The organism is Candidatus Methylomirabilota bacterium (assembly GCA_036005065.1).
In the GTDB taxonomy this organism is placed as follows: Bacteria; Methylomirabilota; Methylomirabilia; order Rokubacteriales; family DASRDR01; genus DASYQW01.
The window spans coordinates 1-25,480 of the sequence record DASYQW010000032.1 but is presented as its reverse complement, the minus strand read 5'-3'; the positions used below and the strand labels follow the sequence as shown (position 1 = coordinate 25,480).

Below are 25,480 nucleotides of genomic sequence, written 5' to 3'. Positions count from 1 at the left end.
TCAGCAGGTTCAGCAGCACGAAGCCGGCCGCCGTCACCAGGAGGCCGCCCTGGATCATGGGGTAGTCACGGCGGAGGACGGCCGCCGCCAGAAGCCGACCGATCCCCGGCAGCGAGTACACGGTCTCGATCACCACGGACCGCTCAAGAGCAGGCTCGAGGCTGTAGCCGCCTCGCGCGCACGCGATCGCGCAAGCGGATTCCCTAGACGAGTGCCATTACACCCTGGATTCGACAGCGGGGTCGACAGACAGCGGGGTCGAGCGCTTGACACGACGGCGGCGCGGGTGCTAGTGAGGGCCATGCGGTGGCTCAGCCGGGCCGGGCGCGCGCGTGGCCTGGCCGTGACTCTCCTGGCGCTGGTCATGGCCCTGCCGCTCGACGTGGCGATCCACGATTTCACCTTCCGCTACGTCATCTCGCACGAGCTGCGGCTCGTGTCGAACGGCTTCACGCTGCTCGGGACGGGCTGGATGGCCACCGGGCTCCTCGGAGCGCTCGCGCTGGTGGGCTACCGGACGGCGGACCTCCCGCTGATCCGGGCCAGCCTCGGCGGGATCGTGGGGATCGGGCTCGGCAACCTGGCCGGTCACGTGGTGAAGCGGGTCACCTGTCGGGCGCGACCACGGCTCGTGGACGGGTGGGGCGTGGACACGGTGGGGGCGCCCGCTTCGCGGCCCGCCGGGTCGGCGTGGGGCGGGTTCTTCCACTCCCCATGCCTGTGGGACGCGCGCTACCAGAGCTTCCCGTCGGGGCACGCCACCACGGCCTTCGCGGTGGCGGCGGCGCTCGCGGAGGCGGTGCCGGCGCGCCGCCGAATCTGGCTGGCCATCGCCGGCGGGGTCGGCGTCTCCCGCGTCCTCCTCAACGCCCACTTCGTGTCGGACGTGCTGGGCGGATCGATCCTCGGCTGGTGGAGTGGTCAGCTCGGCGTGCGGCTCCTCGATCGGCTCGCGCTCCTGGCTCCTCCGTCCGCACGCTACCCCGCGGCCAGCAGCCGCTCGTCCCCGTGACGCGGCGCCCGCGCTGCCTCGTCATCCACCCGGGCGCGCTCGGCGACGTCCTGCTGGCTCTCCCGGCGCTGGCTCACCTGGGGACGCTCGAGGAAGGCCTCATGCGTGTCCTGGCCACGGCGCCGCGATTCGCCGGGCTGCTCGAGGGCTCCGGATACGTCGAAGAGACGGTCGACTTCGACCGCCTCGGGCTCCACCGCCTGTTCGTCGCGGAGCCCGATCACGCGCTCCTCGAGGATCTGGCCGGCTACGACGCGATCGTCTCGTGGTTCGGCGCGGCGGATCCGACCTACCGTGGGCACCTCCTGAGCCTCGAGACGAGGCTCCATCGGCCCCTGGTCATCGGACGCGCCACGCCGTCTCCGAGCACGCCGCGGCATGCGAGCCGCCATCTGCTCGAGACACTCGCGCCGTGGGGTCCGGTGCCGGCGCACCTCCCGCCCGTCCGGCTGCGGGTCGAGCCCACCGACCGTGCGTGGGCGGCGGCCTGGCTCGCCGCGCGTGGCCTGGCCCGGGACCGGGTGGTGGTGCTCCATCCCGGTGCGGGCCACCCGGCGAAAGCGTGGCCCGGGTACGGCGTGCTGGCCCGTCGCCTCCAGACGGCCGGCGTGCCGGCGGTCCTGGTGACCGGTCCCGCGGATACCGCGGTGGCGGCGCGTCTGGTCGGTGGAGGCGGCGTGCCCGAGGTTCGGGTCGCGCGCGACTGGCCGCTGACGCGGCTCGCCGCGCTCTGCGAGGTCGCCCGTGGCTTCGTCGGAAACGACTCCGGTCTGAGCCACCTGGCGGCGGCAGTCGGCTGCCCCACGCTCGTCCTGTTCGGCCCGACCGATCCTCGCCGGTGGGCGCCCGGCGGGCCGCCCGGCGAGTGCCCCCACGTGGTCGCGCTGGCGGGGGCGGGCGTCGAGGCGGCGGACCCGTGGGCGGGGGTCGACGTCGAGCGCGTGGGTGACACGCTTCTGGAGCTGATCGCCGCGGCGCCCGCCGCGATGCGCTGAAGGCCCGCGCATTGGCCGGTCCGGCGCTCTTCGTCGTCAAGGCGACCATCACCCCCGAGCTCGAGACCGCGTTCAACGAGTGGTACGACACGGTGCGGGCCGCCGAGGCGGCCCGGGTGCCCGGCTGCACGGCGATGCGGCGCTACCGGACGATCCCGCTCGACACTCCCCACGCGGGCACCGAGCCGTGGCAGTACATGGTCTGTTACGAGTTCGACTCGGAGGAATCGTTGCGGTCGTTCCTGGCCTCCGACACGCTGCGCGCGATGACGCGCGACTACGAGGCGCGCTTCGGCGGAGCCGGGGAGCGGGCGCGGTTCGCTTACCGCCAGATCTATCCGACCGACGGCGGCCCCGGACGGTGACCGAGCCGCGACGGAGGCGGGGACTCGCCCTCCCGCGCGGCACCGGGCGTCCCCGCCGAGACCGCCGGGCGCTCCGGCGGGGCGGGGAGGGCGTCGGCGCCGCCCTCAACCAGGTCGTGGGGGCCTGGGAGGGCGTGCGGATCACGCCCATGTTCGGCCGCTGGGGCTACTTCGTGGGAGAGCACCTCTTCGGCTGCTACCCGGTCCGGGTGAAGGACCACGACCTCTGGGTGCGCCTCTCCCGGAGCGATCAGGTCCGGGCCCTGGCCGGGACCGGCGTGCGGCCACACCGCCGCTTCGCCGCGCGGGGCTGGATCGAGTGCGACGTCGCCGACCCGGGCGAGCTCTCGCGCGCGTTGAAGTGGCTGCGGCACGGCTACGAGTACGTGCGGCGTGCCCCGCCCTTGACCCCTCCGTCGGCGAGGGACTAAGATCGGCCTGCTCCCGGGCCGTCCCGCGAGGTGCAATCAGCCTGTCGCCGTCGAGTGAGGATCCATCCATGGCCGAGCCGAGCGCGTTTCGCAAAGCGTTGGAAGCCGCCGTCAATGCCCGACACAGCCGTCTCAACCCCTTCACGGAGGAGTGGGTCAAGGGCGCGCTGACGCGACCCCAGCTCGGGGGGTGGGCTGCCCAGCATTACCAGTACGTCTCGCAGTTCCCGCGCTGGTGCGCGGCCGTGTACGCCGAGTGCCCGTACGCGGACGCCCGCGACTTCCTCCTCGGGAACATCATCGAGGAGGAGGCGGCGGGGACCAAGCACATCGATCTGCTCGTCCGCTTCGCGGAAGCCTGTGGCGTGAGCCGGGCGACGGTCGAGGGCACGATTCAGCTGCCCACCACGCGGGCCCTGACGGCCTGGTGCTACGAGATGGCCCACCGGCCGTTCCCCGAGGCGGCAGCCGGCCTCCTGGTCGGGCTCGAATCCCAGGTGCCCGGGATCTACAAGCGGAGCCTGCCGCCGCTCAAGACCCACTACGGGTTCACCGACCGCGAGGTCGAGTTCTTCGCCATCCATATCGAGGCCGACGAGGTCCACGGGGAGCGGGGCTACGAGATCGTGGAGAAGTACGCCACCACGCCGGACCTACAGGCGCGCGCGGCGGAGGCGGTCCGCGAGGCCACCGAGATGCGCTGGCAGTATATGACGGGACTTCATCGCGCCTATGTCCTGAAGGAAGCATGAGCCTGACCCTTCGGCAGGCCAACGAGTGCATCGAGGCCGGCATCGCCAAGGCCCGCGCGCTGGGCTTCGAGGTGGCGATCGCCGTGGTCGACGCGGGCGGGCACCTGCTGGCCTGCCAGCGCATGGACGACGCCATCTGGATCGCGCCGGAAATCGCCCGCGCCAAGGCCAATGCCACCGCCGCCTTCCGGGCCCCGACGCAAGACCTGGAGGAGCGCTTCACCCGCCGCCTGCTCTTCGCGGGCAACGTGGCGACGCTCGGGGCCTACGACTTCGTGTTCGGTAAAGGCGGCGTGCCGCTGGTGGAGGACGGCCGGATCGTCGGGGCCGTGGGCGTCAGCGGGGCGGTTCCGGCCGAGAACGATCACCTCATCGCGGACGCCGCCGCCGGCCATCCGGCCGTTCCGCGGAGTCACTAGGGGTGTGTCGAAGTAACCCGGCAGCTCGCCCCGCGCGGGCGATGCGTCGAGGGACGCCCAGATGACCGGGGCAGATCTCCGATAGCCATGGCGTCATACGGGCTCACCCTGGCCAACCGGGGCGCGGTCCTGGGCATCGTCAAGCCGGGCGACCTCATCGACCTCGCCGTCGAGGCCGAGGCCTCCGGTGCCTTCGACGCGGTGTGGGTCGGCGACAGCCTCCTGGCCAAGCCCCGGCTCGAGTCCATGACCCTGCTGAGCGCGCTGGCCGGCGCCACCCGGCGGGTCCGCCTGGGCGTCGGGTGCCTGGCGACGTTCGTGCACCGCCACCCCGTCCTCTTCGCCCATCAGTGGGCGAGCCTCGATGCCATCTCGAACGGACGGGCCTGGCTCGTCGTGTGCCTCGGCGGCCCCGACGTGCAGAGTCCCGCCCAGGCCCTCGAGCACGCGGTCATGGGAGTCCGGTCGGCCGAGCGGGTGGGGCGCCTGGAGGAAGGCATCGTGATCCTGCGGGAGCTGTTCGGGCAGACGGGTGTCTCCCACCAGGGACGCTTCTACCGGTTCGAGGGCGTGACCATCGAGCCGCCGCCCGTCCAGCGGCCGTGCCCCATCTGGATCGCGAGCAATCCCACGGGGCTCACCTGGAAAGGGGGCGGCAGTGCCTCCGAGGCCGCGGTCGACCGGAACTATCGCCGCGTGGCTCGCCTGGCCGACGGGTGGATGACCAACAAGGTCAGCCCGGCGGAGTTCCGGACGCAATGGGCGCGCATCAGGGCGCTCGCCCGCGAAGAGGGCCGGGACCCGGCGCGGCTCGGCAGCGCCCTCTACCACAACCTCAACATCAACGACGACCGCCAGGCCGCGCTCGAAGAGAGCCGGGTCTTTCTCGACGCCTACTATTCCACGAAGTTCTCCCCGGCCTTCGTGGAGGCCTGGACCGCCGCCGGAAGCCCGCGACAGTGCATCGCGGCGCTCCGCGCCTACGCGGAGGCCGGGCTCCAGCACATCACGCTCCGCCTCAGCTCGTGGGACCAGCGGGGACAGCTCACGCGCTTTCTCGACGAGGTGGCGCCGGCCCTGGCGGCGCCGGGCGGCTGACGCCCGATGCTGACCGGGATCGACCACCTCGTCGTCGCGGTCCCCGACCTCCAGACCGCGAGCGCGAGCTACGCCGGTCTCGGCTTCACGGTGATCCCGGGCGGCCGGCATCCGATCGGCACCCACAACGCCCTCATCGCCTTCGCCGACGGCGCGTACCTCGAGCTGATCGCCTTCTACGAGCCGAGCCCCGAGCACCGCTGGTGGGCGCCGCTCCAGCAAGGCGGGGGGCTGGTCGACTTCTGCCTGGCTACCGACGACCTGGCGGCGGACACGGCGGCCTTCCGGCGGGCCGGCGTGGACATCCAGGATCCGCGCCCGCTGAGTCGGGTACGGCCGGACGGATACACGCTCCACTGGGTCCTGTCGATTCCGCGCAGCCGTCATCGCGGGGTGGCGCCGTTCCTGATCCAGGACGAGACGCCCCGCGACGAGCGGGTCCCGCGGGAGACGCGCCATCGGAACCACGTCACCGGCATCGCCACGGTGACGGTGGCGGTCGAGGACGTCGCGACCGTGCGGTCGTGGTATGCAGCGGTCCTCGGGACCCCGGGGGAGGTCGTCCGACGTGGCGACCTCGACGCCGCCGGGGTCGGCCTCTCGATCGGTCCCCATCGCTTCGAGTTCGTGGCTCCGACCGGCTCGCGGGGGCCGCTGGAAGACTGGCTGCGGACCCGGGGACCCTCGCCCTGGGCGGCGACGCTCAAGACCACGGCCGGGCCGGTGGGCCCTCTCGACGAGCAGCAGGCCCTGGGGGCCCGGCTGGTCCTCGTCCCGTGAGTCCCGCGACACCGGAAAGGAGTGCGCGATCCTACCTGGCCGAGCGCCTCCACGAGCACTACGAGCTCTTCCCCGACCAGCTTCCGGCGGGAACGCGCGATCCGGCCGAGCACCTCGCCTCCGACCGGTGCTTCTACACCTTCGAGCCCGAGGAAGCGATGGTGCCGATCGTCGCCGGGATCATCGGCGAGGGCCGGCTCATGTATGCCTCCCTCTCGCCGGACCTCAAGCGGAAGCTCCTCGGCGCCAACGCCGCCACGCTCTTCAACCTGAAGGGGTGACAGCGGCTCCCGTCGCCTCGCCGGGCGTGGTAGGGTTGAGCGAGGTCATGGAGACCCATCTCTCGGTCTGCCCCCACGACTGTCCGTCCGCCTGCAGCCTCTCGGTCTCCGTCGAGGACGGGCGCATCCTCGACGTGGTCGGCGATCCCGCCCACCCCTTCACCCAGGGGGTGATCTGCGGCAAGGTCCACGATTACACCGAGCGGATCTACTCGCCGCTCCGCGTCCTCTATCCGATGCGGCGGGTCGGGGAGAAGGGCGCGGGCGAGTTCGAGCGGATCTCCTGGGAGGACGCGATCGAGGAGATCGCCCACCGATGGACCCGCATCCTCGCCCAGTGGGGTCCCGAGGCGATCCTCCCGTTCTCCTATGCCGGGACGCTCGGCCGGATCCAGTACTGCGCCGGCCATCCGCTCTTCCACGCCCTGGGGGCGAGCCAGCTCGACCGCACGATCTGCGTGGCGACGGCCTATGCCGGGTGGAAGGCGACGGTCGGGATCGTGGCCGGGAACGACGCCGAGCAGATGGTCGACGCCGACCTCGTGGTCCTGTGGGGGATCAACGCGGCCTACACGCACATCAACGTGATGACGCTCGTCAAGCAGGCCCGGGCCCGTGGCGCCCACATCGTCTGCATCGACCCCTACCGGACCCGGACCGCCAGGCAGGCGGACGAGCATCTCATGATCCGCTCCGGCACCGATGGCGCGCTGGCGCTCTCCGTCATGCACGTCCTGGTGAACGAGGACCTCCTGGACCACGCCTACATCGCGCGGGCCACGACCGGCTTCGAGGCGCTGCGGACCCACGTCCAGGCTTACCCGCCCGCGCGGGTCGCCGAGATCACGGGACTCCCGGCCGAGCGGATCGTGGCCTTCGCCCGCCGCTACGGGCGGACCAAGGCCGCCTTCATCCGGGTGGGCATCGGGATCTCGCGCCACGAGAACGGCGGCATGACGTGCCGGGCCATCGCCTGCCTGCCCGCGCTCACCGGAGCCTACGCTCATCCCGCGGGTGGAGCCCTGCTCGCCAGCTCGGGTGCCTTCGGCCCCGGGGACGCCGTGCTCGAGCGGCGCGACCTCCTCCCCGATCCGCCCCCGCGCACGCTCAACATGATCCACCTGGGCCGCCTCCTGACGGATCCCGACCTCAGGCCGCCGGTGATGGCCCTCTGCGTCTACAACTCGAACCCCGCCGCCGTCTGCCCGAACGCCGGCCTCGTGCTCCGGGGCCTTGCCCGCGACGACCTCTTCACGGTGGTCCACGAGCAGATGCACACCGACACCGCCGACTACGCGGACATCCTCCTGCCCGCCACCACCAGCATGGAGCACACGGACCTCTACCGCTCGTTCGGCCACCTGTACCTCCAGCTGGCCGAGCCGGTGATCGCGCCTCGCGGCGAGGCCAAGTCGAACTGGGAGGTCTTCGGGCGCCTGGCCCGGGCCCTCGGGCTCCGCGACGCCGGGCATTACGCGAGGCCCGAGGCCGACCTCGTCCGCGAGTACCTCGCGGCGAGCGGCCCGGCCGCGGCCGGGATCAGTCACGAGCGGTTGCGCGCCGAGCACTCGGTTCGGCTGAGCGTCCCTCGGCCGTTCATGCCGTTCGCCGACGGCGCCCCGACGCCCTCGGGCAAGGTGGAGTTCTACGCCGAGTCGCTGGCGCGCGCGGGGCTGCCGCCGCTGCCCACCTACGTTCCCCTGGCCGAGGGTCCCGAGCACCCGGAGATCGGTCCCCGTTACCCGCTCCGCTGTCACGTCCCCCCGAACCGCTTCTTCCTCAACTCGTCGTTCGGCCAGTCCGCGCTCCTGCGCGCGCGGCAGGGCGGGGCCGCCGTCTTCGTGCATCCCGCGGATGCCGCGGCCCGGGAGATCAGCCCGGGCGACCTGGTCGCCGTCCGGAACGACCGGGGCCGTGCGCTCTTCACCGCCGTGCTGACCGACGACACGCCCCCGGGGCAGGTGGTGATCGAGGGTATCTGGTGGCACAAGTTCATGCCGGGCGGCTTCGGGGTGAACGTCCTCACCTCGGACAAGGCCGCCGACCTCGGCGGCGGCCCGGCCTTCCACTCGACGATGGTCGAAGTGGACCGCGCCGGGCCGTCGGAGGCGCGGTTCCCCATCCGCGCCGGCATGCCCGCGGGTCTCCCCGACCCGCGTCCCTGATCGCCCGACCGCCCGAGAATGCCCTTGACAGCCGCCCGACTGGCAGGCAATATACCCCACACTCGGTCGAGAAAGGAGTCTATCGGGATGATACCCGAGCGTCCGGTCGGCATCCTGGACGAGCACCCGACATGGTCGACCCGGCTCATCGCCGAGCTGACCGGCCGCGGGATCCCGCACGAGAAGATCGACGTGAGCGCCCACGGCTTCCATCCCGCGGAGCGCGCGCGCCGCTACTCGGTCCTGGTCAACCGCGTGAGCCCGTCCTCGCACACCCGGGGCCACGGCGCCGGCCTCTTCTACGCTCACGCCGTGCTGGCCTACGCGGAGGAGCTCGGGATCCCCGTGATCAACCCGGCGGCCGCGTACCGCGCGGAGACTTCGAAGGCCTATCAGACGCTCCTCTTCGAGCGGCTCGGCCTCCGCTATCCGCGGACGGCGGTCACCAACGATCCGGCCCAGCTCCCGAAGCTGGCCGAGGACTTCCGCTTTCCGGTGGTGGTGAAGCCGAACATCGGGGGCAGCGGGGCCGGGATCGTGCGGGTGGACTCCCAGGAAGCGCTCGAGGACGCGGTCCGGGCCGGCCGGCTCGGCTTCGGGCCCGACCAGGTGGCGCTCGTCCAGGAGTTCCTCGAGCCCGCTGACGGCGGCATCGTCCGCGTCGAGGTGCTCGGGGGCGAGTACCTCTACGCGATCAAGATCTACCGCGACCTGGCCGCGGGCTTCAACCTCTGCCCGGCCGACATCTGCCGCTCGCCCGAGGAAGCCCGCCCGGGCGGCGGGCCCGGCTTGTGCCCGGCCGAGGCGCCGCGTCTTGACCTCCGCGTCGAACGCGACGAGCCGGGACCCTTCGTCGTCGACGCCGTGCTCCGCCTGACACGCGAGGCCCACATCGACGTGGGAGGCGTGGAGTACCTCGTCAACCGCGCCGATGCTCAGGTGTACTTCTACGACGTCAATGCCACGTCGAACTTCGTGGCCGACGCCCCGGCGCTCCTCGGCTTCGACCCTACCGCCCGGTTCGTCGACTACATCCTGGCGGTCGCGGCCGGCCGGCCCCCGGTGTCCGCGCGCCGCCTCGATCGCGCCCCCTGATTCTTCGGGGGGGTCTCGGAAGATCCCCCGAGGCCCCCCTCGGTTTGCGGCGGCACAGCCGCTGCTCGAAGCGCTGCTCGACGCATCGCGCGCTCGGCGCGAGCTGCCCGGTTGTTCCGACACGTTCTGGGCCGCGCGGCCGGCCCGGTCCGTTTCCTCTTTCACGCCAGCCCCTCGATGGTGTCTCATAGGTAGGTGCGACACCCGGGAGCCGCGCCCGCCGAGGCGGGAGCGGCCCAAACCCCCGGATTTGTTGACGGGGACCATCGGGAGCCGCGCGGGCTTTCACAACCGGGAGGGTTCGGGGTCTCATAAGGTGGTGGACGACTCGGCCTTCGAGGGGATGGTGGCGTCTTATCACGGCGAGATCTATCGGTATCTCTTGCGCGCGACCAGGCGCGCGAGCGATGCCGACGACCTCTCGCAGGAGACCTTCATGCGGGCCTACCGGGCCTTCCGTTCTCTGCCGAAGGACGCCAACGCGCGGGCGTGGCTGTACACCATCGCGACGAATCTGTCCCGGAATCATTTCCGGGCGCAGAAGCGGCGGCGCACGGCGTACCAGGCGATGAGCGTCACCCTGACCGAGAGCGACTGGACGGGGCCGGACGGGGTGGCGGTCGGTCGCGAGGTGGGGACTGCCGTCGAGGCGATCGTCGGTCGCCTGCCGGTCAAGCAGCGGCTAGCCTTCCTCCAGCGGAAGATCCACGGCCTCGATTACGAGACGATCGGTCGCAGCCTGAGCTGCTCGGCGGAGAGCGCCCGAGCCCACGTCTTCCAGGCGCTCCGGAAGATCCGCCTGGCGCTGGATGGGCAGGAGCTGCTCGCGAAGGAGCGTGTAGAGTGAGCCCCAGGTCGTCTCCCTGTGAAGTGATCGAGCCCGACCTGGTGGCGGCGGCGACCGGCGAGGCCGGGTCGGCCACGACCAGGCGCGTGCAGGAGCACGTCGGCCGGTGCGAGTCCTGCCGCGACGACTTCGCGCGCTACCGGCTGATCGAGGGCGAGGTGACCGCGATGCGAAGCCATCTGCTGGCGGCGCCCCACGCGGCGTCGGCGCGCGAGCGGCTCGAGTCGCGGCTGGCCGACCTCCGGAGCCGGCTGGTGGGCTACCGGATCTTCTCCTCGCCGTTCGGCCCGCTCCTCATCGCCCAGTCGGAGCAAGGCGTCCTCCTGGTCGAGTACCTCGGTCGAGGCGCGAGTCTCCGGTCCTCGCGGCTCGCGCGTGTGGGCGGCGTCGAGACGCTGGAGGATGGCGACGAGGTGGAGGCGTTCTATCGCGAGCTGACCGAGTACCTGGAGGGCCGGCGGCAAGAGCTCCGGTGGCCGCTCGACCTCCGCCTGGTGCGCAGCGACTTCCACCGGGCGGTGCTTCAGGCCACGGCGGCGATCCCGTACGGCGCGGTCATCTCGTACTCGGGCCTGGCCCGGGAGGTGGGGCGGCCGGACGCGGTTCGGGCCGCGGCCCAGGCTCTCCGCTGGAATCCATTGCCGATCGTGATCCCGTGCCACCGTGTGATCGGCGTCTCGGGCGCCTTGACCGGATACGCCGGAGGCGCCACGACGTACAAGGAGAAGCTCTTGAGCGTCGAGGGCGTGCCCACCCTCCGGGCGCGACGCGACGCCCAGGTGCGGCGTGACGCCATGTACGTTCGCGCGCCGGGCGAGACCGAGTACTGCCTGCCGACGTGCGCGTCGATCGATCCCTTCCCGCGGGGCGGCTTGCTCTTTGCCTCGCGGGAGCGCGCCGAAGCGGTCGGGCTCGCGCCCTGCATGAGCTGCCGGCCCGACCTCCACCCGCTCCTCGCGCGTTAGGCATCCGTCCCCCTCCCTTCGCCGGGCCCCACTCGGAGCCTGCGCCGGAGCTTGCCTGCCCCCTCGCCGCGTGTTCACGAACGGTCGCCTCACGCCTCTTTCACGCGAGCCTCGCCGTGGTGTCATACGGGCAAAGGAGGCTCACATGGTGACAGCAGTCGTCGTCCCCGGCCTGACCCTTCTGCCGATCGCGGTCGTCGCGGCGCTGATGCTCTTCGCGGACCGGTTGCAGCGCCGGCGCGAGGCGGCCGTCGCCTGCCAGATCGCGCTGAGCGACGCCATCGGCGGCGAGCTGGGCGCCATCGTGGCGCCGACCGTGCGGGCGCCCCTCTGGGGACCCTGGCGCGTGGCGATCGCCGTGCCGCTGGCGCGGCCGGCCACGGTGGGCCGGATCCTGTCGATCGCCCATCGCGTGCTGGCCTCTCCCGACTGGCCGAGGGTCCGCCGCTTCGAGCTCGTGCTGACGCCTCAGGAAGAGCCGAGCCGCCCGCTGCTCAACGCGGCGCTCGTCGGGCGACGCACCCGAGCCGCGTGAGCGAAGGAGGAGCGCATGCTGACCGAGCTGGCAGTGATGGGGACCGTGCTGGGCTTCGTCGTCGGTCTGTTCGAGTTCTCGCACCGTCTCGAGGACGCGAGCCCCGGCCTCTCCCCGGAAACTCTCGTCCAGAAGGCGATGCGGGGTCCGGACGGCCTGGCGGTGCGGGCCGAGTTTCGCCGGAGCGGAATCCAGCACCTCGACGGACGGCGGGAGATCGGGTTTCGCGCCTAGAACTTCGGAGGGGGCCTCAACGGCCCCCTCCGAGACCTCCCCCAGGAGGGGCAGGCCGTACAGGCCCCTCTCGGCGTTTCAGCGACCTCCCGGCCGGGCGCGGGTCCGATCCCGGCGCGGGCCCATCCGCAGGCTCACTGCTTCTTCTCCGCCTTCGGCTTGTCCTTGGGCGACTCCGTGCCGTCGGAAGGCCGAAGCGCCCGTTCCATCCGGGCGAGCGCGTCGGCCGTTTCCCGCTTGGCGGCGTCGAGCGCTCCCTGAAGGGACTGCATCCTCTCCTGCAGCGCGCGGGTTCCGCCGGCCTCCTGGTAGGCCAGGATGGCGATGACCAGCGCGATGAGCGATATCACCAGAGCCGCTCGAGCCATGCCTGTTACCTCGTCGGGGCCAGCCGCCCGGGCGCCGCCGAACTGAGCGCTCGTCCCCATTATGCCCCGATCCGACTCGATTTCCGATTGCAGAAAATCGTCAAAAGTGTCATAAGTGTCACATTTCGCCATGGCCGCCCGAACCCGCGCCGATGGACTGGCCCAGCCGAAATTCCTCACCACGCGGCAATCCGCCGCCCGGCTCGGAGTCACGGTCAACGCGGTCAAGGCCTGGATCCGCGACTGCCACCTACCGGCTCTCCGGACGCCGGGCGGGCACCACCGGATCGCCGAGACCGACGTGCAAGCGCTGAAGGCTCGGCTGACGCTCGCGGCTCGGACGGGGTCCCGCGCTCGGCCCCGCATCCTGCTCGTGGACGACCACGAGGAGCTCCTGGGGGTCATCCGGGAAAGCCTGTCGGCCGCCGTTTCGGACGCGACGATCCGGGTCGCGACCGACGGGTACGAGGCGCTCGTCGAGATCGGGCTCCTTCGCCCCGATGTCCTCGTGCTGGACCTCCACATCCCGCGCGTCGACGGGTTCGAGGTCTGCCGGCGCCTCCGGGCGCATCCCGAGACCGGCTCGATCCGGATCCTGGCGATCACCGCCTACCCCGAGGACGACGCGCGCGAGAAGATCCTGGGGCGCGGCGCCGACGACTTCCTGGAGAAGCCGTTTTCCCTCGCCGAGCTGCGGGCCCGGGTCCTCGCGCTCCTGAGGGCCGGCGCGCGCCGATGATCCGGCTCCCCGAGGGCTGACCGTGGCGGAGCGCGGGGGGGCGCTGGCCGGCAAGATCGCCCTGGTCACCGGGGGCGGGCGCGGGATCGGCGCCGCGGTGGCGATGGCCTATGCGCGCGAGGGCGCGGACCTCATCCTGGCCAGCCGCACGGACACGGAGCTCCTGGCGGTCGCCAACGAGGCGCGGGCTCTGGGGGCGACCGTCCACGGCGTCTCCGCGGACATGGCCGAGCCGAGGGACGTGGAGCGCCTCGTCCGTTCGGCGCTCAAGACGTTCGGCCGCATCGATGTCTTGGTCAACAACGCCGGCGTCTCGCACCCCGAGGTCCCGACGTGGACCATCGACCTCGGCGACTGGGACCGAACGCTTGCCGTCAACCTCCGGGGCCCCTTCCTCCTGGTTCGGGCGCTCCTCCCCCACTTTCTGGCGCGCCGGGAGGGCTCCGTCATCAACGTGAGCTCGGTCTGCGGCTCGGTCGCCTATGCGAACTACGCGGCCTACACGGCGAGCAAGTTCGGGCTGGAAGGGCTCACCCGGGTCCTGGCCGAGGAGACCCGGCGACTCGGCGTCCGGGTGAACGCGGTCGATCCCGGACTGGTGGCGACCCGGATGTCCCGGTTCCAGGGCGTCAAGCCCGAGCGGGTCACCGGGGTATTCGTCTATCTGGCCTCCGACGCCTCGAGGAAGGTCACGGGGCGCACGCTGCATGCCTCGCGCTGGCGCGTGGAGGTGGCCAGGTGAGGCTGACCTTCTCGTGTTCAGGGGAACGCGGGGCGAGCGCGCAATGCCTTGGATGCTCTGGGGGGAGCCAGGCCCGATCCGGTCGCTGAATAGCGACCGGCCCGCTTTGCCCGGAGGGCCGTCCTAGGAGCGTGCGGAGTAACTCGGCGCCGGCCACCGAGCGCGGCGGTCATCGAGGAGTGCTCCGAGCGGCGGCTTCGCCGCCGCCTCGACGGGGGGGCATCGAGGATCTTCCGAGACCCCCCCGAAATGACCTAGAGGCCGGGGCCGGTGACCGAGCCCCGGGGACCGCGCCAGGCCACCAGGATGGTGTAGCCCGCGACGGCCCACAGGAGCTCCCGCAGGCGCCGGACCAGCCCGAACGCCAGGCCGGCTCCGGCGCTCAGCCCGAACCCCAGGAAGATCCCCACGAAGCCCCCCTCCTGGATTCCGAGCGAGGCGGGAATCAGGAAGGTCGCGGAGCGAATCGCGCTGGCGAAGCCCTCGATGACGATCGCGGTCGCGAAGTCGACCGGCGAGCCGAGGAGGAGGAGCGCGAGCCACACCTCGACGCTCCCCGCCACCCATCCCGAGAAGTGGAAGAAGAGCGAGAGCGCGAGGCGATCCCGCTGGCCGCGGTAGTAGGCCACCAGGTGATCGTCCAGGCGGAGCAGGTGGCCGCCGACGCCATCGCCCACCCCGAGCCAGGCGAGGGCGCGGCTCGAGGCGCCGAACAGGCCGTGCAGCTGGGCCCACACGAATCCGCCCACCGCCAGGATGCCCAGGACGGTCAGCGTCACCATGAGCGTGAGGAGCGCCGGGGCCGGGCGGGTCTGCCAGATGGCCAGGGCGACGGCCAGCACGAGGAAGCCGAGGTGCGAGACGACGAGCGCCGTCTTGGCCACGACGATGGACACGAGTCCCTCTTCGAACGGGACGCGCGCCCGCGTCAGGAGCCACGCCTTGAGGGGCTCGCCGCCGAGGGTGGCCGTCGGCGTCGTCACGTTCACCGCCTCTCCGGCCAGACGCGCCGCGACCAGCACCGGCAAGCCGGGGAGCTGCCCCGGGAAGGCGTAGCGCCAGCCGGCGGCGTCGAGGACCGCGACGAGGCTGTAGGGAAGGAAGAGCACGGGAAGGCGCCAGGACAGCTCGCGGAGCTGGGCCAAGAGGGATTCCGGCCCGATCTCCCACACGAGCCAGGCGATGCCGGCCAGGCCGGCCAGCGCGGCCAGGACGCGGACGAGCCTCACGGCGGGCGAGGACCACGCCCGCGCCTCGTGCGCGCCAGGGCGAGGCAGGCGCGGAGAACGGGAGCGTGAGGGCGATCGGCGTGGTGTAAGATCTTCTCCGAAGCCCAGGTCATGCGGCTCATGAAGCGAACGAATTGGACGAGACGTCGCGGGTATTCTATCGTGGCTCCGGACCGCCGGGAACCGCGCCGAACAACCGGGAGGCCGGCATGACCGACGACGCTGGCTCGCTGCCGCCCGAGGAGGCCGATCGCATCCGCCGGGACCACCGCGAGGCGCTGCTGCACGGCTGGATGGCTCAGGCCGACGCCAAGCCGTTCATCGTGGCCGGCGCCCGCGGCGTCTGGTTCTGGGACGAGACCGGCAAGCGGTACCTCGACTTCGCCTCGCAACTCGTCAACGCGAACCTGGGCCATGCCCATCCCCGGATCGTCGAGGCGATCCGGGAGCAGGCCGCGCGCCTCGCCTACGTCACCCCGACCTTCGCCAACGACAGGCGGGGCGAGCTCGCCCGCCGGCTCCTGGAGGTGGTGCCGGGCGGGCTCCGCGACGGCAAGGTCTTCTTCACGACCGGCGGGGCCGAGTCCAACGAGGCCGCGCTCCAGATGGCGCGCCTGGTCACCGGCCGCCAGAAAGTGATTACCCGCTGGAACTCCTATCACGGCGCCACCATGGGGGCGCGGAGCGCGGGCGGCGACCCGCGCCGGCTCCCGCTCGAGCCGGGTGTGCCCGGGACCATCCGGGCGATGGATCCGTTCTGCTACCGCTGTCCGTTCGGCCTCACCTATCCCGCGTGCCACCTCCACTGCGCGGAGCCGTACCTCCGGAACCTCATCGAGTTCGAGGGACCCGACACGATCGCCGCGATCATGCTGGAACCGATCACGGGCTCGAACTGCCGCATCGTCCCGCCGCCCGAGTACATGCCCATCGTCCGCCGGCTCTGCGACGAGTACGGGATCCTCTTGATCCTCGACGAGGTGATGACCGGCTTCGGCCGGACCGGCGAGTGGTTCTGTGCCGAGCACTGGGGAATCAGTCCGGACATCATGACCCTGGCCAAGGGGATCACGGGCGGGGCGGTGCCGCTCGGCGCGGTGGTCGTCTCGCGCCAGGTCGCCGAGCATTTCCGGGAGCGCATCCTCTACACCGGGATGACCTACTCCGGCCACCCGCTCGCCTGCGCGGCCGGGGTCGCCGCGGTGCGCGCCTACGCCGAGGAGGGGTGGATCGAGAACTCGCGGGAGCTGGGCAAGACGCTCATGCGGGAGCTCACGGCGATGAAGCTGCGCCATCCCGCGATCGGCGACGTGCGGGGGGTGGGGCTCTTCGCCTGCATCGAGCTGGTGACGGACCGGGCCACCCGGGCCCCGCTGGTGCCGTGGACGGTGGCCAACTACGAGAAGAAGCACCCCGCGGTGGCGGCGGTCCTCCGCCAGTGCCTGGCGGAAGGCCTCTACACGTACTCCCGCTGGAACATGATCATGCTGGCGCCCCCGCTGGTGATCTCCGACGAGGAGCTGGGGCAGGGCCTGGAGATCATCGACCGGGCCCTCGGGCACGCCGACCGGGCGGTGGCCGAGGCGACGCAGTCGACGCCATGAAGCGGGCCGTCGCCTGAGGGTGATCTCCCAGACCGACCCTCCCGAGTACCGGGGCGACGTCGTCCGCGTGCGCCGGGAGCGCCACCGGCTCCCCGATGGCCGGGAGGTCTCCCTCGACGCCGTCCGCTGTCCGGCCGGCGCGACCGTGGTTCCGCTGCTGCCCGACGGCCGCGTCGTCCTGCTCCGCCAGTTCCGGCCGATCGTCGGCGCCGAGCTCTGTGAGGTCCCGGCGGGGACGACGAACCCCGGTGAGTCGCCGGAGGCCTGCGCCCGGCGCGAGCTCGTCGAGGAGGCCGGCTATGAGGCGGGCCGACTCGAGCGGCTGGGTGAGATCCTGGTCGATCCCGGCCTCACCGACGACCGGCTGTTCCTCTTCGTCGCGCGGGACCTCCGGCCGGTGGCGCGCCGCCCCGAGCCCGACGAGGCGATCGAGGTGTTCGTGGTGCCACTGACCGAGGCTTACCGGATGATCGACGCCGGCGAGATCATGGATGCCGGCACGGTCGCCGCGCTCCTGAGCCTCCGCTGTCGCGCGCCGGAGTAAATGCCGCGCGGGACGAGCGACCATTCGCCCCTTCCATCCCCCAGCCCCGTGAAGACCGCGCCCCGGCACGTCGTGGTCTGCGGCGCCGGCGTCATCGGCGCCTCGGTGGCCTATTTCCTGGCCTGTCGCGGGGTCGGCGTCACCATCGTGGAGCGCACGGGGGTGGCCTGCGCGGCCTCGGGCAAGTCCGGGGGATTCCTGGCCCTCGACTGGTGCGATGGCTCCCCTCTCGGCCTCCTGGCCCGGGCCAGCTTCGCGCTGCACGCCGAGCTGGCCGTCCGGCTGGGGGCCGACTACGGCTACCGGCGCATGGATACCTTCATGCTGGCCGCCCGGGAGCGCGGGATGCCGGCCGGCGGGCACCGGGTTGACTCGCCGGGCTGGCTCGACGGCGCCGGCCTCGTCACGGCAGTCCTCGGCTCCCCGGAGACGACGGCCCAGGTTCACCCGGAGCGGTTCACCACGGCCCTGGTCGACGCGGCGCAGGCCCGCGGGGCCAGGCTGGACGTCGGCGTCGTGGAAGGCGTGATCCAGCGAGAGGGAGGGGCCAGCGGCGTCCGGGTAGACGGCCAGATCCTCGAGGCCGACGCCGTGGTTCTGGCCATGGGCCCGTGGACGGCGCGGGCGGCCGGAGGGCTCCGACTGCCCAGGATCGGCGGCCTCAAGGGCCACAGCGTGACCCTCGCCGGGGCCGACGTGCCGGCGCATGCGCTCTTCGTCGACTACCGCTTGGCCGACGGCCGTCGTCTGGAGCCGGAGATCTTCCCCCGGACCGATGGTGAGGTCTACGTCTGCGGTTTGGCTGACCCCACCCCCGTGCCGGATTCGCCCGAGGGCGTCGAGGTGAGCGAGGTCTCCTGCGCCATCCTCGCGGGCGCCGCTGGCCGCCTGTCCACCGCCCTGGCGGCGGCCCACGTCGTGCGTCGGCAGGCCTGCTACCGGCCCGTCAGCGACGATGGCTTACCGTTGATCGGCCGCGTCCCCGGCGCGGTCGGCGCCTATGTGGCCACCGGCCATGGCCCCTGGGGGATCCTCAACGCGCCCGCCACCGGCCTGGCCCTGGCCGAGCTGATCAGCGAGGGAGCGACCGCCTCGGTCGACCTCCGGCCCTTCGACCCGGCCCGCCTAGCTCCTGCCGTAGCCGGGAGTGTGTCGGAGTAACCTCGGTGCCGACCACCGAGCGCGTGGTGCATCGCTCCCGATCACGACGGCGCGCGCGGTCGTCCGCACGGGAGGCCTCAGGGGCGGCGGGCGATGAAATCGATCTCGATGCGGGCGCCGAGGGCCAGCGCGGTGACGCCGATGCAGGTCCGGGCGGGCAGGCGGCCGGCCGAGAAGTAGCTCTCGTAGACCCGGTTCATGCGCTGGTAGTCCTCGTCGAAGTGGGTCAGGAAGACGCGGGCGGCGACCACGTGCTCGAGCCCGAGATCGAGCCCGGCCAACACTCGGACCAGGTTGTCGAGGGTGCGGCGGGTCTGGGCCTCGATCCCGCCGGGGAGCGGCGCGGCCGGGGCCTCCGCGTCGTTGGGAATCTGCCCGGTCAGGAAGACCCAGCCGTCGGCCTCGACGGCATGGCTGTAGGGCGCCACGGGCTTGGGCGCGGTGGCGAACAGGTGAAAGACGGGCATGGTAGGCATGGGCACCTCCCGAACCGCCATCCTGAGCCGGCGAGGCGGGCTCGTCAACCGCGGGACGGACCCTCGGCGCCCCGCCAGAAGCGCGCGCGGGCCGTCTGTGCGCTTTCGCGGCGTGGGTAAGGGGCGAGAAGCGGCGCGTGGCGGTGGTCCCGCCGTCGATTCTGAGCCAGACCGCGCTCAGTTGAGTCCCCGGAGCCGCGGATCGAGCGCGTCCCGCAGCACGTCGCCCAGAAAGTTGAACGAGAGGATCACCAGCATGATGGCCACCCCCGGCGCCATCGAGGCCCACGGAGCGAGCTGGACGAGGCTCTTCGTGTCCGCCAGCATCCGTCCCCAGCTCGGGGTCGGAGGGGGGGTCCCGAGCCCGATGAAGCTGAGCGAGGCCTCGTAGAGCGTCGCCCGGGCCAGGCCCAGCGTGAGCTGGACGAGCGGCGCCGCCAGGGCGTTCGGGAGGACGTGGCGCGCCATGATCCCGACGTCGCCCTTCCCGAGCCCGCGGGCCGCCGTCACGTATTCCTCGCTCCACACCGTCAGCACGCTCGCGCGCGTGATGCGCGCGATCGTCGCGACGTACACCAGGCCGATCGCGATCATGACGTTGACCGTGCTGGGGCCGACGAACGCCAGCAGCGCGATCGCGAGAAGCAGGCTCGGGAACGCGAACACGACGTCCATGACCCGCATGATGACCGCGTCGATCCGCCCGCCGTAGTAGCCGGCGACGACGCCGAGGGGAAGACCGAAGAGGGCCGCGACCGCCACCGAGACGAGCGCGATCTGGAGCGACACGCGGCCCCCGTAGACGACCTGGCTCAGCACGTCACGTCCGTACTGGTCGGTGCCGAGCCAGTGCGCGCGGGAGGGCGGCCTGAGCATCTCCCCGAGACTCTGCACTGTCGGGTCGTACGGCGCCAGCCAGGGGGCGAGCGCCGCGCTCAGCAGGAAGAGCGTCGCCACGCCGAGTCCGAATCGCCCGAGTGGGCTCCGGAGGACGAAGCTCCCGAGGCCACGCACGTCAGTCGTACCGGATGCGCGGGTCGATGAGCGCGTAGGTGACGTCGGCGAGCAGGTTGGCCAGGATGAACACGCCGGTCAGCATCAGGATCGCGCTCTGGAGGACCGGGTAGTCGCGGGCGAAGATGGAGTCGAGCGTGAGGCGGCCGAGGCCGGGGATGGCGAAGACCGACTCGATGATCACGGCGCCGCCCAGGAGGTCGGCGAGCTGGAGACCGACCGCCGTGACCGCCGGGATCATCGCGTTCCGCAGGACGTGGCGGCCGACCACCACGCGCTCGGCGAGACCCTTGGCCCGCGCCGTCCGGACGTACTCGCGCCCCAGCACCTCCAGGACGCCCGAGCGGACGAGCCGCATGGTGCTGGCGGCCAGGATCAGGCCGAGCGCCACGGCCGGCAGCGCCATGTGTCGGGCCCAGCCGGCGATGCTGACGGTCGGGCTCACGTAGCCGGTGGGCGGGAGCCACCGGAGGGCCAGGCTGAACACCCAGATCAGGAGCACCGCGAGGAAGAAGCTCGGGATCGAGATCCCGGCGAAGGCGAGGACGCTGGCGGCCACGTCGCGGGCGGTATTGCGGTAGAGGGCGGCCAGGATCCCGGCCGTCACGCCGACGACGACCCCGATCGCGAGCGCGGCGAGGGCGAGGCCGACGGTGGGGCCGAGTGCCTCGCCGATCAGCGCGGCCACGGGGCGACGCGTGATGTACGAGATCCCGAGGTTCCCGCGAGCGACCTGGGCGAGCCACAGCGCGTACTGGACATGGAAAGGCTGGTCCAGGCGGTAGAGCTTCCGGATCTCGGCGACGACCTGGGGGTGGGGACGCTCGCCCAGCATCATGGCGATCGGGTCGCCGGGCAGGAGCCGGAGGAAGCCGAAAACGACCACGGACACCGCGGCCACGATGAAGGCCAGCTGGACCAGCCGGGCGCCGACGAAGCGGGCCACGGGGAGTGGGTGGCCGCCGGGGAGCGCCGGCGGTGGCGCTCCCCGGGCCGGCCTCAGCGGACCCGGGTGTTCTTGAAGAAGAACATCGTGAGGGGATCGATCTCGAACCCCTGCACGCGATCGCGCACAAAGACGTAGAATTTCAGCTCGGCGAACGCGACCACCGGCACGTCGGTGACGATCTGGGCGAGCGCCTTCGAGTACGTGGCCGCCCGCTGCGCAGGGTCCATCTGCTGGCGGCCCTGGTCGAGCAGGGCGTCCACCTGCGGGTTCGCGTAGCCGGCCAGGTTCGTGCCCCCCTTGCTGTGGAGCCGGATGTAGAGCTTCACGTCGGGGTCCGGGTGCTCGGACGTCCCGTCCGTCGCCGCCTGGAAGTCGTGCTTCCGCACCACCTGCTCCTCGTAGATCCCCGGCTCGGTGTAGACGATGTTCATGGTGATGCCGGCCTGCTTGAGCTGGGCCTGCATCGTCTCGGCGATCGCCTTGGACGTGGCCGCCGAGCCGAGCACGTTCAGCGTGAAGGTGTAGCCGTTCGGGTAGCCGGCCTCGCGGAGGAGCGCCCTGGCCCGGTCCAGACCGTGCGGCGCGTCGGCGACCGTGACCTTCACCGGCGAGGTGGACGGCACCAGCGAGGCCACGGGCTGGCCGATCGCCTGGTAGGCGGCCCGGACGATGGTCGCCTTGTCGATCGCGGCGGCGAGCGCCTGGCGGGCCGCCAGCTTGCTGAACGGCTCGCGCTGGGTGTTCAGGTACATGAAGGTGACGATGCTCGACGGCGCCTCCAAGTAGCTCACCCCGGGCGTCTTCTTGAGCTCGTCGAGCATCTGGGTCGGCGCGGTGAAGACGAGGTCGGTGCTCCCGGCCTTCAGGTCGGCCATGAGGGCGAACTCGTCGGGGATGATCTTGAAGACGACCTTGTCGAGGTACGGCTTGCCCGGTTCGTAGTAGTCCGGGTTCCGCTCGAGCGTGACATGCTGGTTGGCCGCCCGGCTCGCGAACCGGAAGGGTCCGGTGCCCACCGGATGCGCGTTGAGATCGCCATACTTCTCGACTTCCTCCCGCGGCACGATGGCCGCCCAGTCTCCGTCCAGCATGCCGAGGAAGCGGGCGTACGGGCGCTTGAGCACGATCACGACCGTCGCCTTGTCCGGCACACCGATCTGGTCGATCACCTCGAAGTCGGGCCGGACCTGGGAACCGGTCTTCGGATTGAGGATCCGCTCGTACGAGTACTTCACGTCCTCCCCGACCATCTCCCGCCCGTTGTGGAACTTCACGCCCTTCCGCAGCTTGAACGTGTAGCGCTTGCCGTCGGGCGAGATGGTCCACGACTCGGCGAGCTGCGGCGTCACGTTGAGCTTGGCGTCCCGGCCCGTGAGCCCCTCGTAGACGTTGACCATGACCTTCCGGGTCGCGTTCGCCGTCCACATGTGGGGGTCGATGTTGAGCACGTCACGCTGGAAGCCCACGACGAGCGCGCCGCCGCGGGTCTGGGCGCGTCCGCCGGCGGGCAGGAGGACGACCGCGGCGGCGAGGACCAGGGCGAGTCCGACAAGTCTCCCCACTCTCATGCTGACCTCCGTTCGAGCACCGGCGCGACACGGTTGGCGTGGACGGCGGGGCACAAAACCCCGCTCAGCCTACCCCCGGCCCCGGCGAGAATCAAGGGCGCGGGGGCGGACTCTCATCCTCCGAGAGCTCCCCTGACTGGCGAATACCCGCGATCGGTCCGCGGGATCAAGCTTGACAGCGCCCGAATCCGGTCCGCTCCGAGCGCCTCGACGGTCGCCGCCTGCTGGCGGCCGAAGCGTTCGGCCACCCGCGCGCGCCTTTCGGATAGCCAGATGGCGGAGAGAGCGACAATGGGGGGCGATCCCGGGGAGGAGGACGGACGGCAGACGAAACCGGGTGTGCTCGCGGATCGGTCCCGCCGTCGCATTCTCTCAGGAATCGCGCGTTCTCGAGAACGGGCGACCCTCCGTGCCCTCTAGCCTGTTTCAGCTTGTTCGTAACCGGTCGGTTGTGAACATGGCGGGCAGGTTCTGGGAAGTCCGGAGAGGGCAGGGGACACGCTTAGAGGGGGCGATTCCCTCTGGGCTCCAACGCACCATTCGTCAGGTCTCGCCACTGGAACAGAGCTGCCTTGCACCAAGCTCCTGCCGATTCGAACGGCTACATTCCGGTCCCCAACCCTCGGCCTCTTCTTACCATGGTCGTGAAGCTAGCGAAAGGGCTCCGATCTTGGAGGCCGCCAACTTTACCGCCGGGTGGTCTCGGAGAAGACCCGAGACGCGCTGGCTCGGCTACGGGCCAAGGGCCGGCGGATCTCCCGGTGGGCGCCTTACGGGCTCAGATTTGGCTCCGGGGGCCGACCTCTGCCGAACACTCGTGAGGCGACAGCACTCCGGCGGATCCATCATCTGGCTGCAGTCGGCCTCTCGCTTCGTGGGATTTCCCCGGGCCCTGACTAAAGAGGGGATTCTAACCCGAAACGGCCAATCCTCTGCAGCGATGACCCTTGCTAGACTTATCCCGCATGGCCGCGCATGCAGAACACTCCAAGCTCCTTCAGTCTAGACGGGAACCGCTCGTCTGCTATTTCGACACATCTGCGTTCGATCACCTTCAGAAGACACAGGGAATCAGCCAGCCGGAAGCGCGAGCGGTTCTAAGCGCCGTAGAGAAGCGTCGCCTTGTTGTAGTGACTAGCTTGGTAACCATCGAGGAGGCCATCGGGACGTTCGCCGTGGCGCCGGCGAGAGCGCCCTATCAACTTCACCTGATCCATGATCTGACCGAGCGTTTCGTCAAACCGCCAATGGTGCTTGTATCGGAGGCCATACTGAGCTTCGCGGCTGGCGCGCCTGTCCCCTCTCCGTTCATCGAAGACGACCTCGCCATCCGTGAACAGCTTCGCGCCTGGGCTGCCACGACGCAGGATGCGGATTTGAAGGAACTCTTGGCGCTGGCGTACGCAACGCGACTAGACAAGAAATCGTTTAGGGCGGCCATGGGAACGGCCCGTCTGAAGGTGCGCCCCGCGGTGGGCGCACTCAAAGCGTCGGGTTCAAGCATCACTTTCCACCGATATCGGCGCCTGCTGGCCCCGGGGTACGCGGCTGGACTTGTTCAGGCCGTAGGCGCCGTACTCCCGAACGGGTCGAGAGACCTGGATAAACTCCTCCGGATCAGGACTCGGCGGTGGCCCGATTGCTGTGGAAAAAGGAATGGCGCATTCTTCCGGCTGTTGGGAGTTGGCTAACCCAAAGCCGGCCGCCCGCCAAGGCGGCCTCCGGAGGAATGCGCCATGGACGAGCTTATCAGGAACGGGGGGCGGCCGCATGACGGCCACGCGGGCTCGCTCGGCGAGCTGATCCACGCGGCGGTGCGCCGGACGATCGAGGTCGCGGTGGACGAGGAGCTGACCGCCGCCCTCGGCGCGCGGCCGTACGAGCGCGGCGGCCAGCGGCGGGGCTACCGCAATGGCACGAAGCCCCGCACCGTGACCGGGCCGACCGGGCCGCTCGCGCTGCGAGTGCCGCGGGCGAGCCTGTTCACGGCGACGGGGGCCCAGGAATGGGCCTCGCGCCTGGTGCCCCGCTACGAGCGCCGGCTGCCGGAGGTCAACGAGACCGTTCTCGCCACCTACCTGGCCGGCGCCAACAGCCGCCGCCTCCGCGGCGCCCTTCGGCCCCTGCTCAAGGCGGCCCCGCTGTCCAAGAGCGCCGTCTCGCGGGTCGTCGCCACGCTGAAAGCGGAGGTGGACGCCTGGCGCACCCGCGCCCTCGCCGACCTCGACGTCCTCGGGCTCTACCTCGACGCCGTGGCCCTGCGGGTCCGGAGTGCCGGGAAGGTCGTGAGCGTCCCGGTGCTCGGCGTCGTCGCGGTCCTCACCGACGGCCAGAAGCAACTGCTGACCCTGGAGCTCTGCCCCGGCGGCGAGACCTTCGCGGCCTGGAAAGGGTGCCTCGACGACCTGGTGGCCCGGGGTCTGGCGGCGCCCGTGTGGAGCGTGATCGACGGGCACCCGGGGCTGCGCAAGGCGGTCGGCCTGGTGTGGCCCCGGACCCTGGTCCAACGCTGCGGGGTCCACAAGCTCCGGAACCTCGAGCGCAAGGCCCCCAAGCACGCGCACCCCGAGCTCCGGACCGACTTCCATCGGATCATGTACGCCGAGAGCGCTGCCGCGGCCCGCGCCGCCTACACCGCCTTCGAGCGGAAATGGACGGCGCGCTGCCCGGGCGTCGTCCGCAGCCTCCAGGAGGGAGGCGAGGAGCTGCTCACCTTCTATCAGTTCCCGAAGCGCCAGTGGAAGACGCTGCGCACGACCAACGTGATCGAGCGGCTGAACGAGGAGTTCCGCCGGCGCGTGAAGACCCAGGGCGCGCTGCCCACCGAGGACGCGGCGCTCGTCTTGCTCGTTGGCCTGGTCGTGAGCGGGCAGATCCGGCTGCGCCGACTCGACGGTTGGCGCCAGATCCCCGCGCTGCTGCGGGAACACCGTCGGTCGGTGGCATGACGCATCGCGCACAGGCTCCAGGATCGCGCGCGACGCGCCGACCCATATCTGGGTATCCCCCAGAATCGGCCCTTCCTCGCGATCCGGACCCGCGCTATGCTGCGACATCACTCCCGCACCGGAAGGTGCGCCCCAGCATTTTCCACATCAAGCGGGACACCACC

At 71.3% G+C, this 25,480-nt stretch carries 29 protein-coding genes; 22 read left to right on the top strand and 7 right to left on the bottom strand.

Annotated elements, in window-relative coordinates; all coding sequences use genetic code 11:
- Nucleotides 1-187, bottom strand: a 187-nt coding sequence (locus VGW35_02080; GenBank protein ID HEV8306430.1) for an ABC transporter permease subunit, incomplete at its 3' end; no start/stop codon positions are given.
- A gap of 114 nt (nucleotides 188-301) precedes the next feature.
- Here VGW35_02080 and VGW35_02075 point away from each other — a divergent pair.
- The 15 genes from VGW35_02075 to VGW35_02005 all read left to right on the top strand — a co-directional run bounded on the left by VGW35_02075 (nucleotide 302) and on the right by VGW35_02005 (nucleotide 11,974).
- Nucleotides 302-1,012, top strand: coding sequence for a phosphatase PAP2 family protein (locus VGW35_02075; protein HEV8306429.1), 711 nt, complete (start codon nucleotides 302-304; stop codon nucleotides 1,010-1,012).
- On the top strand, nucleotides 1,009-2,007 hold the full coding sequence (locus tag VGW35_02070) for a glycosyltransferase family 9 protein (GenBank protein ID HEV8306428.1): 999 nt from the start codon (nucleotides 1,009-1,011) through the stop codon (nucleotides 2,005-2,007). The genes VGW35_02075 and VGW35_02070 overlap by 4 nt, the downstream gene beginning before the upstream one ends.
- 11 nt (nucleotides 2,008-2,018) lie before the next feature.
- Nucleotides 2,019-2,372 carry an antibiotic biosynthesis monooxygenase gene (locus tag VGW35_02065; protein HEV8306427.1) on the top strand — a complete coding sequence of 118 codons (354 nt, stop codon included), beginning with the start codon at nucleotides 2,019-2,021 and terminating at the stop codon, nucleotides 2,370-2,372.
- Nucleotides 2,369-2,803, top strand: coding sequence for a luciferase family protein (locus VGW35_02060; GenBank protein ID HEV8306426.1), 435 nt, complete (start codon nucleotides 2,369-2,371; stop codon nucleotides 2,801-2,803). The genes VGW35_02065 and VGW35_02060 overlap by 4 nt, the downstream gene beginning before the upstream one ends.
- Nucleotides 2,804-2,871: 68 nt before the next feature.
- Entirely contained in the window at nucleotides 2,872-3,555 is a 684-nt protein-coding gene (locus tag VGW35_02055) for an iron-containing redox enzyme family protein (protein HEV8306425.1), read from the top strand.
- The gene (locus VGW35_02050; GenBank protein ID HEV8306424.1) at nucleotides 3,552-3,974 is read left to right on the top strand and encodes a heme-binding protein; all 423 of its coding nucleotides are present in this window, start codon (nucleotides 3,552-3,554) and stop codon (nucleotides 3,972-3,974) included. Before VGW35_02055 ends, VGW35_02050 begins: the two co-directional genes overlap by 4 nt.
- An 87-nt stretch (nucleotides 3,975-4,061) precedes the next feature.
- The gene (locus VGW35_02045; GenBank protein ID HEV8306423.1) at nucleotides 4,062-5,072 is read left to right on the top strand and encodes an LLM class flavin-dependent oxidoreductase; all 1,011 of its coding nucleotides are present in this window, start codon (nucleotides 4,062-4,064) and stop codon (nucleotides 5,070-5,072) included.
- A 6-nt stretch (nucleotides 5,073-5,078) separates the two neighbouring features.
- Nucleotides 5,079-5,852 carry a VOC family protein gene (locus VGW35_02040; protein ID HEV8306422.1) on the top strand — a complete coding sequence of 258 codons (774 nt, stop codon included), beginning with the start codon at nucleotides 5,079-5,081 and terminating at the stop codon, nucleotides 5,850-5,852.
- A complete protein-coding gene (locus VGW35_02035; GenBank protein HEV8306421.1) occupies nucleotides 5,849-6,133 on the top strand; it encodes a hypothetical protein in 285 nt (94 codons plus the stop codon). The genes VGW35_02040 and VGW35_02035 overlap by 4 nt, the downstream gene beginning before the upstream one ends.
- A gap of 47 nt (nucleotides 6,134-6,180) precedes the next feature.
- Nucleotides 6,181-8,298, top strand: a complete 2,118-nt coding sequence (locus VGW35_02030; protein HEV8306420.1) for a molybdopterin oxidoreductase family protein — start codon at nucleotides 6,181-6,183, stop codon at nucleotides 8,296-8,298.
- An 87-nt stretch (nucleotides 8,299-8,385) separates the two neighbouring features.
- Nucleotides 8,386-9,393, top strand: coding sequence for a hypothetical protein (locus VGW35_02025; GenBank protein HEV8306419.1), 1,008 nt, complete (start codon nucleotides 8,386-8,388; stop codon nucleotides 9,391-9,393).
- Between the two features lie 319 nt (nucleotides 9,394-9,712).
- Nucleotides 9,713-10,240 carry an RNA polymerase sigma factor gene (locus tag VGW35_02020; protein ID HEV8306418.1) on the top strand — a complete coding sequence of 176 codons (528 nt, stop codon included), beginning with the start codon at nucleotides 9,713-9,715 and terminating at the stop codon, nucleotides 10,238-10,240.
- On the top strand, nucleotides 10,237-11,205 hold the full coding sequence (locus VGW35_02015; GenBank protein ID HEV8306417.1) for a methylated-DNA--[protein]-cysteine S-methyltransferase: 969 nt from the start codon (nucleotides 10,237-10,239) through the stop codon (nucleotides 11,203-11,205). The genes VGW35_02020 and VGW35_02015 overlap by 4 nt, the downstream gene beginning before the upstream one ends.
- Nucleotides 11,206-11,350: 145 nt before the next feature.
- On the top strand, nucleotides 11,351-11,740 hold the full coding sequence (locus VGW35_02010) for a hypothetical protein (protein ID HEV8306416.1): 390 nt from the start codon (nucleotides 11,351-11,353) through the stop codon (nucleotides 11,738-11,740).
- Between the two features lie 15 nt (nucleotides 11,741-11,755).
- Entirely contained in the window at nucleotides 11,756-11,974 is a 219-nt protein-coding gene (locus tag VGW35_02005; GenBank protein HEV8306415.1) for a hypothetical protein, read from the top strand.
- Nucleotides 11,975-12,108: 134 nt separating this feature from the next.
- Here VGW35_02005 and VGW35_02000 read toward each other — a convergent pair whose 3' ends face one another.
- Nucleotides 12,109-12,342, bottom strand: a complete 234-nt coding sequence (locus VGW35_02000) for a hypothetical protein (protein HEV8306414.1) — start codon at nucleotides 12,340-12,342, stop codon at nucleotides 12,109-12,111.
- A 130-nt stretch (nucleotides 12,343-12,472) separates the two neighbouring features.
- Between VGW35_02000 and VGW35_01995 the strand changes: the two genes are divergently transcribed.
- A complete protein-coding gene (locus VGW35_01995; GenBank protein ID HEV8306413.1) occupies nucleotides 12,473-13,081 on the top strand; it encodes a response regulator in 609 nt (202 codons plus the stop codon).
- A 22-nt stretch (nucleotides 13,082-13,103) separates the two neighbouring features.
- On the top strand, nucleotides 13,104-13,823 hold the full coding sequence (locus VGW35_01990) for an SDR family oxidoreductase (protein HEV8306412.1): 720 nt from the start codon (nucleotides 13,104-13,106) through the stop codon (nucleotides 13,821-13,823).
- A 254-nt stretch (nucleotides 13,824-14,077) separates the two neighbouring features.
- Here the strand turns inward: VGW35_01990 and VGW35_01985 are convergent, their stop codons facing one another.
- The gene (locus VGW35_01985) at nucleotides 14,078-15,052 is read right to left on the bottom strand and encodes a lysylphosphatidylglycerol synthase domain-containing protein (GenBank protein HEV8306411.1); all 975 of its coding nucleotides are present in this window, start codon (nucleotides 15,050-15,052) and stop codon (nucleotides 14,078-14,080) included.
- Nucleotides 15,053-15,261: 209 nt separating this feature from the next.
- Here VGW35_01985 and VGW35_01980 point away from each other — a divergent pair, with 209 nt between their 5' ends.
- From VGW35_01980 to VGW35_01970, 3 genes are read left to right on the top strand one after another with little or no spacing between them, the layout of a single operon-like run.
- Nucleotides 15,262-16,656: an aminotransferase class III-fold pyridoxal phosphate-dependent enzyme gene (locus tag VGW35_01980; protein ID HEV8306410.1), complete on the top strand. Its 1,395-nt coding sequence runs from the start codon at nucleotides 15,262-15,264 to the stop codon at nucleotides 16,654-16,656.
- Nucleotides 16,657-16,675: 19 nt separating this feature from the next.
- Nucleotides 16,676-17,200 carry an NUDIX hydrolase gene (locus VGW35_01975; GenBank protein ID HEV8306409.1) on the top strand — a complete coding sequence of 175 codons (525 nt, stop codon included), beginning with the start codon at nucleotides 16,676-16,678 and terminating at the stop codon, nucleotides 17,198-17,200.
- Nucleotides 17,201-17,248: 48 nt separating this feature from the next.
- The gene (locus VGW35_01970; protein HEV8306408.1) at nucleotides 17,249-18,361 is read left to right on the top strand and encodes an FAD-dependent oxidoreductase; all 1,113 of its coding nucleotides are present in this window, start codon (nucleotides 17,249-17,251) and stop codon (nucleotides 18,359-18,361) included.
- 77 nt (nucleotides 18,362-18,438) lie between these two features.
- Here VGW35_01970 and VGW35_01965 read toward each other — a convergent pair whose 3' ends face one another.
- From VGW35_01965 to VGW35_01950, 4 genes are all read right to left on the bottom strand, one after another.
- Nucleotides 18,439-18,837 carry a RidA family protein gene (locus VGW35_01965; protein HEV8306407.1) on the bottom strand — a complete coding sequence of 133 codons (399 nt, stop codon included), beginning with the start codon at nucleotides 18,835-18,837 and terminating at the stop codon, nucleotides 18,439-18,441.
- A gap of 177 nt (nucleotides 18,838-19,014) precedes the next feature.
- Nucleotides 19,015-19,851, bottom strand: coding sequence for an ABC transporter permease (locus tag VGW35_01960; protein ID HEV8306406.1), 837 nt, complete (start codon nucleotides 19,849-19,851; stop codon nucleotides 19,015-19,017).
- A gap of 1 nt (nucleotide 19,852) precedes the next feature.
- Nucleotides 19,853-20,797 (bottom strand): ABC transporter permease, encoded by a 945-nt coding sequence (locus VGW35_01955; protein HEV8306405.1) that lies wholly within the window; start codon nucleotides 20,795-20,797, stop codon nucleotides 19,853-19,855.
- 53 nt (nucleotides 20,798-20,850) lie between these two features.
- Nucleotides 20,851-22,368 carry an ABC transporter substrate-binding protein gene (locus VGW35_01950; protein HEV8306404.1) on the bottom strand — a complete coding sequence of 506 codons (1,518 nt, stop codon included), beginning with the start codon at nucleotides 22,366-22,368 and terminating at the stop codon, nucleotides 20,851-20,853.
- A 965-nt stretch (nucleotides 22,369-23,333) separates the two neighbouring features.
- On the opposite strand from VGW35_01950, the gene VGW35_01945 reads away from it, so the two are divergent.
- Nucleotides 23,334-24,059, top strand: a complete 726-nt coding sequence (locus tag VGW35_01945; protein ID HEV8306403.1) for a hypothetical protein — start codon at nucleotides 23,334-23,336, stop codon at nucleotides 24,057-24,059.
- A gap of 45 nt (nucleotides 24,060-24,104) precedes the next feature.
- On the top strand, nucleotides 24,105-25,316 hold the full coding sequence (locus VGW35_01940) for an IS256 family transposase (GenBank protein HEV8306402.1): 1,212 nt from the start codon (nucleotides 24,105-24,107) through the stop codon (nucleotides 25,314-25,316).
- The last annotated feature ends 164 nt before the right edge of the window (nucleotides 25,317-25,480 follow it).

What these genes read in the sequence shown, in the direction of transcription:
- VGW35_02075 (HEV8306429.1), top strand. Translation starts at nt 302, where the DNA reads ATGCGGTGGCTCAGCCGGGCCGGGCGCGCGCGTGGCCTGGCCGTGACT.
- VGW35_02055 (HEV8306425.1), top strand. Translation starts at nt 2,872, where the DNA reads ATGGCCGAGCCGAGCGCGTTTCGCAAAGCGTTGGAAGCCGCCGTCAAT.
- VGW35_02050 (HEV8306424.1), top strand. Translation starts at nt 3,552, where the DNA reads ATGAGCCTGACCCTTCGGCAGGCCAACGAGTGCATCGAGGCCGGCATC.
- VGW35_02045 (HEV8306423.1), top strand. Translation starts at nt 4,062, where the DNA reads ATGGCGTCATACGGGCTCACCCTGGCCAACCGGGGCGCGGTCCTGGGC.
- VGW35_02040 (HEV8306422.1), top strand. Translation starts at nt 5,079, where the DNA reads ATGCTGACCGGGATCGACCACCTCGTCGTCGCGGTCCCCGACCTCCAG.
- VGW35_02030 (HEV8306420.1), top strand. Translation starts at nt 6,181, where the DNA reads ATGGAGACCCATCTCTCGGTCTGCCCCCACGACTGTCCGTCCGCCTGC.
- VGW35_02025 (HEV8306419.1), top strand. Translation starts at nt 8,386, where the DNA reads ATGATACCCGAGCGTCCGGTCGGCATCCTGGACGAGCACCCGACATGG.
- VGW35_02010 (HEV8306416.1), top strand. Translation starts at nt 11,351, where the DNA reads ATGGTGACAGCAGTCGTCGTCCCCGGCCTGACCCTTCTGCCGATCGCG.
- VGW35_02005 (HEV8306415.1), top strand. Translation starts at nt 11,756, where the DNA reads ATGCTGACCGAGCTGGCAGTGATGGGGACCGTGCTGGGCTTCGTCGTC.
- VGW35_02000 (HEV8306414.1), bottom strand. Translation starts at nt 12,342, where the DNA reads ATGGCTCGAGCGGCTCTGGTGATATCGCTCATCGCGCTGGTCATCGCC.
- VGW35_01995 (HEV8306413.1), top strand. Translation starts at nt 12,473, where the DNA reads ATGGCCGCCCGAACCCGCGCCGATGGACTGGCCCAGCCGAAATTCCTC.
- VGW35_01980 (HEV8306410.1), top strand. Translation starts at nt 15,262, where the DNA reads ATGACCGACGACGCTGGCTCGCTGCCGCCCGAGGAGGCCGATCGCATC.
- VGW35_01965 (HEV8306407.1), bottom strand. Translation starts at nt 18,837, where the DNA reads ATGCCTACCATGCCCGTCTTTCACCTGTTCGCCACCGCGCCCAAGCCC.
- VGW35_01950 (HEV8306404.1), bottom strand. Translation starts at nt 22,368, where the DNA reads ATGAGAGTGGGGAGACTTGTCGGACTCGCCCTGGTCCTCGCCGCCGCG.
- VGW35_01945 (HEV8306403.1), top strand. Translation starts at nt 23,334, where the DNA reads ATGGCCGCGCATGCAGAACACTCCAAGCTCCTTCAGTCTAGACGGGAA.
- VGW35_01940 (HEV8306402.1), top strand. Translation starts at nt 24,105, where the DNA reads ATGGACGAGCTTATCAGGAACGGGGGGCGGCCGCATGACGGCCACGCG.